Source organism: Acinetobacter sp. 789_lipA (assembly GCF_058242845.1).
In genome coordinates this window covers 3230500-3243182 of sequence record NZ_JBZAYS010000001.1, presented here as the reverse complement: position 1 = coordinate 3243182, position 12683 = coordinate 3230500, and the positions used below count along the sequence as shown (strand labels likewise).

The window sequence follows — 12683 nt, the reverse complement described above, 5'->3', positions numbered from 1 at the left end:
GAATTATAAAACATTGAAATTATCAAAAGATTTGCAAGGTCATCTTATAGCCTCCTTCCTGTTGCATGTCTAGTGGCAATAGTCACTCGGGTTAATCTATTCAAAATACAAAACGGCTCTAGTCTTTAGCAAACTTCATGCAGTGAATGGAATGAAACTACCAGATCTCTTTTCGCAGAATGACTTGTGTACATAGTTTTGCACAGTTGTGAATTTGTGCCTGAACGTTGAAAAAAATGAGGACTCTAAAAATGCGAATGATACCTATACAAGCTGAATCTCCGCCATTAAGAAGCCTGCAAGTGCAGGGACAAACCTATCGCTATCACGTGATGATCAAACCCACTGGGGCACAGTGCAATTTAGACTGTAGTTATTGCTTCTATTTGCATAAACAAGACATGTTACAGCAACCAAAAGTTCCGCGTATGTCTGAGTCGATGCTTGAGTTACATATTAAGCAATATATCGAAGCGCAAACGGGCAATGAAGTGGTTTTTAGTTGGCAGGGTGGTGAGCCTACACTTATGGGGTTAGAGTTTTTCCAGCGGGTGGTTGAGCTGCAAAAAAAATATGCCAAACCTCATCAGCGTATTGAAAATGATTTACAAACCAATGGCACTTTACTGGATGAAGACTGGTGTGCATTTTTAAAACAACATGATTTTTTGGTGGGTTTATCCATAGATGGGCCTGCCGAGTTGCATGATATCCATCGCTATAACAAAGGTGGAAAACCGACGCATGCCAAAGTCATGCAGGCTGCTGCGTTATTGCGCCAGTATCAAGTTCCGTTTAATGCCTTATGTGTGGTGAACCGTGATAATGCGAAACGACCGTTAGAGGTTTATCGTTTTATCCGAGACCAAGTTCAACCGCGCATGATTCAACTGATTCCTGGAATGGAAAGTGCCCAGTTTCAACAGACAGCACCAGGCCATTGGAATCCTCAAGATTTACCTAAATTGGGCAGTTCAGCAGCACAACCGGGAAGTTCAGATTCTGTGGTGACAAACTGGTCGATTGCTGCCGATGATTGGGGCATATTCCTTTCAACTGTGTGGAAAGAATGGTTACAGAAAGACTTTGGGCAGGTCTTTATTGACCAGTTTGAAAACATGGTTTCCATGATGTTTGGCTATGGGGCGCAGAAATGTGTGTCGGGTCAAATTTGTGGCAAATCCTTGGCGGTTGAACACAATGGCGACTTATTTTCTTGTGACCACTTTGTTTATCCCGAATACAAATTGGGCAATATTCACGAGATTCACCAAGGTGATTTGGTTTTTTCTGAGCAACAAAAGAAATTTGCATATGCCAAATCCAAGTCACTGCCAGAATACTGCCAAAAATGTCCATATCTTCAATATTGCTGGGGAGATTGTCCAAAAGACCGTTTCCTCAAGACCCCGGATGGAGAGGCGGGTCTACATTATCTTTGCTCAGGTTTAAAACGTTTTTTTCATACAGCGCTATTGTCAAAGAATGAAATTGCTAAACGGATACGGCCGCATTAGGGAACTATTGTCACTAGTTTTTAGAAAAACATTTTTCTAAAAATTAAATTTGTAAGGCACTGATATCGTTTTGCGTTTAGTGCCAATTGGGTTTGAAACAAGGATGAAAATTCGTTTTATACGAATTTGTTTAAGGAAAATACCATGCAAAAAAACTTAATTTCTCGCTCTTTAGCTTTAGTTGGCGGGGCATTGCTGTCTTCTGCATTGATGGCGAAACCACCCAATATTTTGGTGATTATGTCTGATGATGTAGGGTGGCAGAATGTCAGTGCTTATAGTCATGGTGTGATGGGCTATAACACGCCGAATATTGACCGTATTGCCAAAGAAGGCATTATGTTTACCGATTATTATGCGCAGCCAAGTTCAACCGCTGGACGTGCAGCCTTTATTACGGGTCAGTATCCGATTCGTTCAGGAATGACCACCGTAGGGCGTCCAGGTTCACCTTTAGGGATTAAAGCTGCAACGCCGACTTTGGCAGAAGTGCTAAAACCATTGGGTTATATGAATGGTCAGTTTGGTAAAAACCATTTAGGTGATCGCAACGATAGCTTACCGACGGTACACGGCTTTGATGAGTTTTTCGGTAATTTATATCATTTAAATACGGAAGAAGATTCGGAACAGTATGATTATCCAAAAGATCCTGAATTTGTGAATCAGTATGGAACGCGTGGTGTATTGCATTGTTATTCGTCTAACGATAATGATGAAACTATCGATCCTCGCTTTGGCGTAATGGGTAAACAAAAATGTAAAGACTCAGGTCCTTTAACCCGTAAGCGCATGGAAACGGTGGATGATGAGTTTATTGCAGCCAGTGTTGATTTTATGAAGCGCAGCAAGAAAGCAGATAAACCGTTTTTCGTTTGGTTAAACCCAAGTCGTATGCACATGTTTACCCATTTACGTGACTCACATCGTTATTTGGCGGCGAAAGCCACTTCAGAAGATGATTTATACGGCAGCGGTATGATCGAGCATGATATGCAAGTCGGTGCATTGTTGGACGATATGAAGAAGATGGGTGTGTTGGATAACACCATTATTGTTTATACCACCGACAATGGTCCTGAGCACAGTGCCAAAAATCATGGCGGAACCACGCCATTTCGTGGTGAGAAAATGACCACTTATGAAGGTGGTGTTCGTGTCCCTACAATGGTGCGTTGGCCGGGACATATTCCTGCTGGACAGGTGAAAACAGGGATTCAAGCCAATATGGATCTGTTCACAACATTGGCAGCCGCAGCGGGTGACTCAAATGTTGTAGAGGAAATGAAAACCAATCGTAAGCAAATTATTGATGGTGTGAACAATCTCGACTATTGGACAGGCAAATCAAAAGAAAGTAAACGTGATAACTTCTTGTATTATCATGAGTCGACTTTGCGTGCAGTTCGTATTAATCAATGGAAAGTTCACTTCGAAACCAGTGAAAATTATTACGACCAGTATCAAAAGCAAAAGTTTCCAATTATGTACAACCTTCGTCAGGATCCATTTGAGTCTTTTGATAGTATTAGAGATCGTTCAGACATTATTCAAACCAAACAATGGATCAATGAGCCGATGCAGAAATTGCTTGGTTCGCATATCAAATCGTTAATGGATTATCCACCGGTACAAAAAGCAGCAACTTTTGACTTTAGTGAAGTGATCAAAAATATGCAGAACCAAAAGAAGTAAATTATGAAAAAAGGTAGCTGAAGTAATTTGGCTACCTTTTTTGATGCTTGGATGAAATTTATGCGGTGATATTTAAATAAGCAATTTAAATCATTCAGAATGTTGCGAGTGTCTATTCCAAGGATTTGGTGAGTTTAAAGTTGGACTCAGGTTGATCCAGTACTTGGCCTTTATCGCCACGCATTTCAATAAATTGCGCACCAATATAATAAATACGGCTATCGCCTGATGAGTCGAGTTGAATCATCTGATCAGAGCCATTCAAAAATTGAAATGAACCTTTCACTTCATTGACATAATTATTATTCGATTTGCCTAAAATTTTTTGTTTCAGCACAAAATGATGATCTAAGGTCAGTTCAAGTTCAGTGTCGATCCCAGAACAATCGTGACAGGGCAGAACCCCTTGATATGTGCCTACCCAATCTAAGGCATTTGCTGTGTCTGGTGTATCCATCACGGTTGCGCTAGCACTGTCGTCCATAGATGCCGTGACATTGTGATCTGGTGGAGGATTGTTTTCATTTGGCTTTGAGCATGCAGTTAACATGGTGAGAGATAGGCATAGTGCTAAAACAGTCTTTTGCATATACAGCACCCGATATTACTTAATGTTTAGTTTTACCTTACAGGAGTGCTGGAGATGAAACTGTGAAGATCTGTGAATGCTTATGTATCTTCAATAAAGAATACTATTCACGTATTTTTACCTTTAATCTCAAAGAGCCTGATTTTTCCTGAAATATTTGGAATTAAATAAAATATACGTTTATAGATTAATTGTTGTTTTATTGAGCGTCTCGCCGTGTATTTGATCAGCAGCATTGCTAGAATCGGCGCGGATTTTCAGTAATGTGGTATTTTTTGTGTTCGAAAAGCTTGCAGAACAAAGTTTGGCCTTAATGGGGTGGCAGATTGATAATCATTGGGATTTGAATATCGATCAATGTGTAATGATTGCAGCGCCACATACCAGCAATTGGGATGCGCTGTACGCTCGTTTGGCATTAAAGGCCTTAGGTGTGCATGTCCGTATTACTATTAAAGACAGCTATATGAAACTGCCATTTGGGCCATTTGTTCGTGCAATGGGCGGGATAGGTATTGACCGTCGTCCAAAGCATGAAGGTGAACCACGTCCAAGTATGGTGCAACTCATGAGTGATCTTTTTAAAGAACATCCTAAGTTGGTGATGTTGGTTACCCCTGAAGGGACACGTGCCAAGCAGGAACAATGGAAAACAGGTTTTTATCATGTTGCAGTCAGTGCAGGTGTTCCAATTGCGTTAGCCTATATGGACTATGCGAAGAAAAAAACTGGAGTGGGTAAAATTATTTATCCTACGGGTGACTATGAAAAAGATATGGCTGAAATTATGGCATTTTATGCGCAAATTTCTGCTAAATTTCCTCAAGGTTTCAGTGTCGATACTCGTTATCACAACGACTCAACTGTGTCTTAACTTCAAATTTAAGTCATATGAAATAAAAAAGACAGTTTTCGAGCTGTCTTTTTTATTGCTAATCGTATTTTAAAGACTTTGCTGGGGATTGGGTAAAACCCCACCTAGTGACTGGCATGCGGCCGTATAACTTTGTAGCTGTGTTTCAATCACTTCGGGCAGTGGCAGGTCAAAAATTTGATCGCCATGTTGATAGCTTTCTACATAGGATTGGGCTTTTTGTTTGCTGCTGGCAAGCACTTGTTCATGATAACTGGTCATACTGCTGTGGTCTGCCTGATCGTGCTCTATATTTTGACAGTTAAAAGATTGGAGAAGTTTTTCAGCTTGTTTTATTTCTTTGGATGAGCTTATGGAGCAAGCACTGATAAAGCAAAAACTCAGTAGTGCAAGAGGCAGTTTCATATATGGTGAGCGATGGGTTGGAAGGTGCGCCAATTGTATAAAGATTTGTGAAGCTGGAGGAAGTCTAGTAGTGCCAAGTTGTTTAAAGATGAGCCTATATTGACACAAAATACACAATTGCTGACCCAAGCCATTGCCAAAGTTCAGAGTCAGGTTTTATAGCACTACAGAAAGCGATAGCTGATACATAGAAAACAGCCTGAACTAAACAATAAACCCAGTACCGTATGTTTGAACTGCCGCTCAGAAATTTTATAAAACAATTGCGCGCCGAGCATGGCCGGTAGACTCACACTCAAAAGTAAGATGCCCATATAGGGCAAATGTTGCAAGTTTAAATTTCCGCGGAGCAGATAGGTGAGTAAGGTGAATAGCTGAATGGCGAAATTAAAATGCCTTAAAATTGAGCGCTGTTGCTCTTTAGGAAGGTTTTTTAACATGACCCAAGCTGAAGGCAGTGAGCCACAAAAGCCTCCCACCCCACCCAATACACCCCCAAGAAAACCAATACTGCTATCGGCGTATTTTCCAGAGTTTTGAATGAAGCGAATCTGGGGATTAATTAGCATCAATGGACACCAAAGAATCAAAAAAATTCCTAGTATCAGTTTAAAGGTCTGTGCTTGAATGATGTCTAATAGATAGGTTCCCAATGGAACGCCAATCAGACCTGCAAGGATATAAGGTGCAACGAGGCTTTTATCAAGTTGAAAGGCAGATTCTGACTTTAAGGAAATCAGGTGACTCCAGACTGAGGCGAACACCACCAGAGGCGCTGCGAGCTGAGGTGCCAGGATCCAGACCCAAAATGACATGGCGATTAAGGCAAATGCAAAGCCTGTGAGTCCCTGTACAAAACCCGCCACCATTGCACCTAAGATAAAGATCAACCAAGTCATATGCGATATATTTAAAATTTTAGCGAGTGTACGGTTTTTTGATCGGTCTACATAGTTTTAGACATGTAAAATGACTGAAACCTTAGCTTGATTTTGAATATGTATATTGATCTTCATACATAGCGTAGCTCAGAACCACACTAATATTCGCTAAGACCACTTTCTTTCGTGATGGCGTAAATCAAAAGGGCATAAAAGTGTCTAGATTATGGACAAACCACCACTTTCTTTTGATATAAGCCTGCGCGAACAGTCCCAGCTTTGGTGCTCTTTATTTGCACCCACGACGTTGGGAGTTTTAATAGATTTAAATCTCGATCGGCTTCCACATAAATATAGCCATTATTTTGAATCAGAGGATCAGCCAAGAGGGCCAATTCTTCCCATAGCTCTAGGCTATACGGCGGGTCTAAAAAGACCAAATCAAACTGTTCTTTTAAGGTGGCTAATGTTTGCTGTGCAGTCGCTACTTTTAACTGGGCACGGGACTTAGGTACTTTAAGGAGTTCCAAGTTTTGCGTTAAAAACTGTGCTTGACTGCGGTCAGGTTCAATCATCACTACTTTTGATGCACCACGTGATAAGGCTTCAAATGCCAACGCACCTGAACCTGCACAAATATCCAAAACATTGGTATTTTGTACATCCCACATGAGCCAATTAAACAAAGTCTCACGTACGCGATCAGGCGTAGGGCGTAAACCTTCAATATTGGCAAAAGGCAGTTGACGACGTTTCCAGTCCCCTCCAATGATGCGGAGTTGGTTTTTCATAATTAGTCTGACTCCACAGGTGCAGAAGGTGGTGTAGCTGAACGGCTTGTATTTGCCGTTGTTGAAGCGGGTGCTGTATTGGAAGTACTGGTTGGCGTAGCTGCACTTGTCCCAGTTGTGGTCGCTGGTGGCGTGCTACCACTTGGTAATTCACCCGGTTTAATCCCCGCTGTCATCAAACCACCACTAATTTGATGGTTTTGTGGACGAATTGGATTTTTATGACGTGTGAGCAGCCAGTAGTCTAAGATCGGACGAGCCAGCTGTGCCGCAGAACCACCATGACGACCATTTTCCCACACTACTGCAATCGCAATTTCAGGGTTTTCCGCAGGTGCAAAGCCCACGAATAAACCGTGGTCTAACTGCCGTTCGGTTAACAGGGCTTCATTGTAGCGTTTGCCTTGGGCAATACTTTTGACTTGTGCCGTACCGGTTTTACCTGCAATTTTATACATTGGCGTGCGAATGCCACGTCCAGTCCCTGTTTCAATGACATCGACCATGGCATCACGCATTTGTATCCAGTCTTGATCGGTGCCATTGAACTGGATTCTGCCATCAGGTGCATTTAAGTCTTTATGTGGTTTTGCGCCTTTACTTGTTTGTAAAACATGCGGAATCACATGTGAACCATGGTTGGCGGTAATGGCTGTTGCCATAGCCAATTGCAGCGGTGTTGCTGTAAAAGCACCTTGTCCAATACTCACTGAAATGGTTTCACCTTTGAGCCACTTGGCATCACGGGTACGCATTTTCCATTCAGGGTTGGGGTAAAGGCCTGTACTTTCACTTGGTAAATCCACGCCAGTTTTTTCACCAAAGCCAAACTGGCGCATCCATGTGTTCATTTTTTCAATGCCCATACGGAACGACAGAATGTAGAAGAAGGTATCGCAAGAGACTACTTGTGATTTATGCAAGTTGACTACGCCGTGACCTGACTTTTTCCAGTCGCGGAATTTATGCGAATCGCCCGGAAGTGTGAAATAGCCATGATCGGAAATGGCCGTGCCCCAATCAATTAAGCCATAATGAATACCACCTAAACCAAACATCGGTTTAATGGTTGAGCCGGGTGGGTAAGCGCCTTGTACAGCACGGTTATATAGCGGTTGATCGAGGTTATCGCGTAAACCGCTATAGTCGGTATGACTAATCCCCGTGACAAACAGGTTAGGGTTAAAACTTGGACTTGAGACCAAGGCCAGAATTTCACCTGTACGTGGATCCATCGCCACGATTGCACCACGACGACCTGCAAGCTGCTCTGAGGCAACCGTCTGCAAGCCATAATCGAGTGAAAGATATAAGTCATTACCACGAACGGGTTCTTTGCGACCTAAATGGCGCAACACGTTACCGTGCGCATCGGCTTCGACCGACTCATTTCCTGGTACACCATGCAGCAAATCTTCATAGGAGTTTTCTACCCCAATTTTACCAATCAGGTTAGTGCCCGCATACAAATCTTTATTGATACTTTTTAATTCTTTATCGTTAATTCGACCTACATAACCAATCACATGGGCAAATAGCTCACCATGTGGATAGTAGCGCGTCATCTGGGTTTCGATATTAACCCCAGGGAATTGATACTTAACTTCGCTAAAGCGAGCGATATCATTTTCATTGAGATTAAGTTTAATGGAAACGCGTTCAGTTTTACGTGAGGCTTTAATACGACTGTTAAAGCGCTCAATATCATCTGGTGTGAGTTCTAAGATTGGCGTTAAACGTTCAATTGTGGCATCAATATCCGTCACATCCGCTCGACTCATCGTCGCGGTAAAGACTGGATAGTTGTCCGCCAACAGCACACCATTGCGGTCATAAATATAACCACGTGCAGGGGCTAAAGGTTGTAGGCGGATACGGTTTTGATCGGATGCAGTTGAAAACTCGTCAAATTGAACCAGCTGCAAATAGGCATAGCGAGTGACTAAAATCAGCAAGAAGAAAACCACAATACCCATGGAAATAAAGGTACGATTTCGAAAAATGCGCTTTTCTTGTTGGACATTTTTTAAAGGAAAGTGCTGTTTCATACCAAATCGACTTAAACACATGGATAAAGAGGAAAATACCTGCGCGCTATTCTAACGCATGTCACACTGTTTTGATATTTGTTATCGCTGCTTCTGCTTTTCATTTTTGCCTAAATTTTGACTTTATAGACATCAAAAATATAAATTGCTGTATATAAGTGTTTTATAAATTCTGCTACAGTCAAAATCCTGTAAAAAGGGACCAATTACTAAAATAACATTACGGATAATGGTGACAATAATGACAAGAATTTATCCAGTGTTGGCACTTGTTGCCTGTGCAAACGTAGCCTACGCTCAAGATAATTCCTTTTTGCCAGATGCGAAAATTCCTGCTGGCAGTGCTCAAACGTGGAATGTAGGGGCTGGTGTAACGCAGAAATTACTGCACACCAATTTGGAGTGGGTGAATCCTTATGGCATTGCATACGCAAAAGCTGGGGTATTTATCAATGATGATTACCCTGTAGGTGGTCAGCTGGGTTTTAGATTTCCAGTTCATTTTACTGGTAAAGATAAAAATGGCTATTATCTCGGTGTTTACGCAGGGCATATTGACAGCAAGAAAGTAGATGGCGAGTACGAATCTCGCCTTGGTGGTGGTGTAGATCTTGCTTATGTGTTACTTAGTCCTGAGCGAATCAGCACTTTCAGTGTGGGGATTGGTGCAGGGGAAAAACTCGAAGCCAAATCGGGCTATGTGGTTGCAGAAACTGAACCGAGACTACAATTTTCCTATACTCTAAGTTTCGGTTTATAGACACAATATCTTTTTTAAAACGCTATATAATTCAGTTAATAAAATTAAATATGGAAGTTATGCATGCTTGAGTACGTCAATCAGTTGTGGCAAACCTTTTTGAATCGACCCGATTTTTGGGCTGTACTCAGCATTATTCCTGTGACTGCTTTTGTGACTTGGGCACACGTTTGGATGGCCCTGAAAATGGTCTTTTACCCGATTACATTTTGGGGGTTTCATATTGGGCCTTTGCCTGTGGGTTGGCAGGGTATTGTGCCCAGAAAAGCGGGGCGTATTTCAGGCATCATTACGGATAACACCTTATCTAAACTTGGTTCTTTGCGTGAATTTTTAGATGCAATGGATCCTGAGGATATGGCGCGAATCATTGGTGAGCAAGTTGGTTTTGAACTTGAGCACCTGATTGATGAAGTCATGATTGACCGTAATGCTGTACTTTGGGAAAACTTACCTTATTCGATTAAGCGTCGAATTTATGCGCAGGCACACAAACAGCTTCCGGCTGTGCTCAGAGAATTAGTGACCGAACTGACCATGAACGTCGAGTCACTTGTGGATATGCGCGATATGGTGGTCAGCCAAATGGAAGGTGACCGCAGACTAATGGTGCGTATGTTCTTGAAAGTGGGTCAGAAAGAAATCAACTTTATTTGGCATATTAGTGCCCTCATTGGGATGTTCTTTGGTATCTTCCAAATGATTGTTTGGTTTGTGGTGCCATGGCATTGGACCGTGCCATTTTGGGCCGCGGTATGGGGCTTCTTAACCAACTGGATTGCGATTTGGATGGTGTTTAATCCAATTGAGCCACACTATGTTCGATACTTACAACTGACTGAATTAACAAAAGATCGTAAGTTTCCATGGATTAAACCTGTGATTCCGCGCATTGGGACTTATAATGTACAAGGCGCTTTCATGAAGCGCCAAGAAGAAGTGTCTGATGTGTTTGCAAGTGTAGTCACAGAAGACCTGATTACGTTAAAATCCATCATGACTGAAATGATGTATGGCAATAAAAAAGACAAGACCCGTCGTATTGTCAAACGTCATATTAATGAAATCATGGAAACGCCATTGGTGAGAACGTCTTTGCAACTGTCTTTAGGTCCACGTGAATACGCAAAACTGAAGACGGACTTGATTGATCGTTCAATTGAAATTACGATGGTGCCTGTATGCGACCCAGCGTTCAATGCGAGCCGTGCACAGAAAATCTATAAAATGTTTAGAGACCGTATTCGAGAGCTAACGCCGAAAGAATTTCAAAACTTATTACGTCCTGCATTTCAGGAAGACGAATGGATTTTGATTTTATTGGGTGGGGTAACTGGCTTCATTGCGGGTACAATACATTTGTTTGTAGCTTTCTTATAATTAGATGCTAAAAATATGTCGAATTTTTCGATATGTACAAAGTGTCAAATACATTGTTTAAATGAGGATGTTTTTTTATGCGCATTATCTTACTCGGACCACCTGGAGCAGGTAAAGGTACACAAGCTCAGTTGATCTGTAAGCGCTACAATGTCCCACAAATTTCAACCGGTGATATGCTCCGTGCTGCAATTCGTGAAGGAACTGAACTCGGTCTACAAGCTAAAAGCGTGATGGACAATGGTGGTCTTGTATCTGATGAACTGATCATTGGTTTAGTGAAAGAACGTATTGCGCAACCTGACTGTGTAAATGGCTGTATCTTTGATGGTTTCCCACGTACCATTCCTCAAGCCGAAGCGCTTGAAAATGAAGGTATCAACATTGATCACGTGATTGAAATTGATGTTCCTGACGAAGAAATCGTACAACGTCTTTCTGGTCGCCGTCAGCACCCTGCATCAGGCCGTGTTTATCACATCGTTTACAATCCACCTAAAGTGGAAGGTAAGGACGACGAAACTGGTGAAGAGCTGGTACAGCGTCCAGATGACCAAGAAGCAACGATTCGTAAGCGTTTGGGTTCATACCACACTGAAACTGAACAGTTGGTTGGTTTCTACCAAGGTCGCGCAGCGTCTGGTGAAAATGCACCAACCTATGACAAGCTGAATGGCTTACGTCCAATTGACGAAGTACAAGCAGATTTGTTCGCGATTCTTGATCAAGACAAATAATTGCATGTTTTAAACATGGCAATGTTTTGACATTGAAAGAGCTCTAAGTCATATTAGGGCTCTTTTTCTTGATCCTCTAAAAATGGAGTCGCGTGTGGCACAAGTTGGAATCATTGTTTTAATTATTGTTGCTGCGGCGGTATTGGTGGGTTTGTTTTACATTAGCGTAAAAATGCTACGCGATGTCAGTAAACAAGAAAAAATGTCGAAGAAGCAGCCAAAACGTCAGTTACATCCGAAGTTGCAGCAAGATTTCAAAGATAAATCAAATCAAAAATAAAAAAACTGAACTTTAATGTTCAGCTTCTATCGTCGTTGTGGCAATACGTGCTGCACCAAATTCAAAACGATCTGGCCAGTTACACACATCTGAAACAATACACTCATGGCATTTCGGTTTGCGTGCAATACAGCAGTATCGACCATGTAAAATCAGCCAATGATGTGAGTCGACAATAAATTCTTTCGGTATGACTTTCATTAAACGGTGTTCGACTTCAAGCACATTTTTGCCGACTGCTAATCCCGTACGATTGCCTAAACGAAAAATATGCGTATCGACCGCCATCGTCGGTTGTCCAAAAGCAGTATTTAACACCACATTGGCTGTTTTTCGTCCTACACCGGGCAAGGCTTCTAAATCCGCACGATTGTTTGGCACGATGCTGTTATGTTTTTCAATCAGTATCTTACAGGCTTTAATGACATTCTCAGCCTTTGCATTATATAAGCCTATGGTTTTAATATAGGTTTTTAAACCATCGACCCCTAAGGCATAAATAGTTTCAGGTGTATTGGCGACTGGAAAGAGTTTATCTGTAGCTTTGTTGACACTCACATCTGTCGCCTGAGCAGACAAGGTCACAGCCACCAACAGCTCAAAAGGACTCGAATAATTTAATTCAGTTTTGGGATTTGGGCGTTGTGCACGTAAACGTTCAAAAAAGATTTGAATTTGCTTTTTGGTCATGTTTTTTACAGGTTTTCCGCTTGTCGTTAGCATGCT

At 41.8% G+C, this 12683-nt stretch carries 13 protein-coding genes; 7 read left to right on the top strand and 6 right to left on the bottom strand.

Annotation, left to right across the window (positions count from 1 at the left end; all coding sequences use genetic code 11):
- The first annotated feature begins 251 nt into the window (after positions 1 to 251).
- The gene (locus AC4CUZ_RS15980) at positions 252 to 1517 is read left to right on the top strand and encodes an anaerobic sulfatase maturase (protein WP_151836188.1); all 1266 of its coding nucleotides are present in this window, start codon (positions 252 to 254) and stop codon (positions 1515 to 1517) included.
- A 144-nt stretch (positions 1518 to 1661) separates the two neighbouring features.
- Positions 1662 to 3212, top strand: coding sequence for an arylsulfatase (locus tag AC4CUZ_RS15975; protein ID WP_171500560.1), 1551 nt, complete (start codon positions 1662 to 1664; stop codon positions 3210 to 3212).
- Positions 3213 to 3324: 112 nt separating this feature from the next.
- On the opposite strand, the gene AC4CUZ_RS15970 is transcribed toward AC4CUZ_RS15975, so the two are convergent.
- Entirely contained in the window at positions 3325 to 3801 is a 477-nt protein-coding gene (locus AC4CUZ_RS15970; protein ID WP_151836189.1) for a copper resistance protein NlpE, read from the bottom strand.
- A gap of 277 nt (positions 3802 to 4078) precedes the next feature.
- On the opposite strand from AC4CUZ_RS15970, the gene AC4CUZ_RS15965 reads away from it, so the two are divergent.
- Positions 4079 to 4675, top strand: coding sequence for a 1-acyl-sn-glycerol-3-phosphate acyltransferase (locus AC4CUZ_RS15965; protein ID WP_171500561.1), 597 nt, complete (start codon positions 4079 to 4081; stop codon positions 4673 to 4675).
- A 69-nt stretch (positions 4676 to 4744) separates the two neighbouring features.
- Here the strand turns inward: AC4CUZ_RS15965 and AC4CUZ_RS15960 are convergent, their stop codons facing one another.
- The 4 genes from AC4CUZ_RS15960 to mrdA all read right to left on the bottom strand — a co-directional run bounded on the left by AC4CUZ_RS15960 (position 4745) and on the right by mrdA (position 8800).
- Positions 4745 to 5080 carry a hypothetical protein gene (locus tag AC4CUZ_RS15960; RefSeq protein WP_151836190.1) on the bottom strand — a complete coding sequence of 112 codons (336 nt, stop codon included), beginning with the start codon at positions 5078 to 5080 and terminating at the stop codon, positions 4745 to 4747.
- A 164-nt stretch (positions 5081 to 5244) separates the two neighbouring features.
- Positions 5245 to 5979, bottom strand: coding sequence for a sulfite exporter TauE/SafE family protein (locus AC4CUZ_RS15955; RefSeq protein WP_151836191.1), 735 nt, complete (start codon positions 5977 to 5979; stop codon positions 5245 to 5247).
- A gap of 206 nt (positions 5980 to 6185) precedes the next feature.
- Positions 6186 to 6752: a 16S rRNA (guanine(966)-N(2))-methyltransferase RsmD gene (rsmD, locus tag AC4CUZ_RS15950; RefSeq protein WP_195728796.1), complete on the bottom strand. Its 567-nt coding sequence runs from the start codon at positions 6750 to 6752 to the stop codon at positions 6186 to 6188.
- A 2-nt stretch (positions 6753 to 6754) separates the two neighbouring features.
- Positions 6755 to 8800 (bottom strand): penicillin-binding protein 2, encoded by a 2046-nt coding sequence (gene mrdA, locus AC4CUZ_RS15945; protein ID WP_005399838.1) that lies wholly within the window; start codon positions 8798 to 8800, stop codon positions 6755 to 6757.
- A 241-nt stretch (positions 8801 to 9041) separates the two neighbouring features.
- Between mrdA and AC4CUZ_RS15940 the strand changes: the two genes are divergently transcribed.
- From AC4CUZ_RS15940 to AC4CUZ_RS15925, 4 genes are all read left to right on the top strand, one after another.
- The gene (locus tag AC4CUZ_RS15940) at positions 9042 to 9560 is read left to right on the top strand and encodes a hypothetical protein (RefSeq protein ID WP_004980918.1); all 519 of its coding nucleotides are present in this window, start codon (positions 9042 to 9044) and stop codon (positions 9558 to 9560) included.
- Positions 9561 to 9623: 63 nt separating this feature from the next.
- Positions 9624 to 10940 (top strand): DUF445 domain-containing protein, encoded by a 1317-nt coding sequence (locus AC4CUZ_RS15935; protein WP_062034448.1) that lies wholly within the window; start codon positions 9624 to 9626, stop codon positions 10938 to 10940.
- 77 nt (positions 10941 to 11017) lie between these two features.
- A complete protein-coding gene (gene adk, locus AC4CUZ_RS15930; protein WP_004980915.1) occupies positions 11018 to 11677 on the top strand; it encodes an adenylate kinase in 660 nt (219 codons plus the stop codon).
- 82 nt (positions 11678 to 11759) lie between these two features.
- The gene (locus AC4CUZ_RS15925; protein ID WP_151836194.1) at positions 11760 to 11957 is read left to right on the top strand and encodes a hypothetical protein; all 198 of its coding nucleotides are present in this window, start codon (positions 11760 to 11762) and stop codon (positions 11955 to 11957) included.
- A 12-nt stretch (positions 11958 to 11969) separates the two neighbouring features.
- Here the strand turns inward: AC4CUZ_RS15925 and nth are convergent, their stop codons facing one another.
- Positions 11970 to 12680 carry an endonuclease III gene (gene nth / locus AC4CUZ_RS15920; protein WP_151836195.1) on the bottom strand — a complete coding sequence of 237 codons (711 nt, stop codon included), beginning with the start codon at positions 12678 to 12680 and terminating at the stop codon, positions 11970 to 11972.
- Positions 12681 to 12683: the final 3 nt, after the last annotated feature.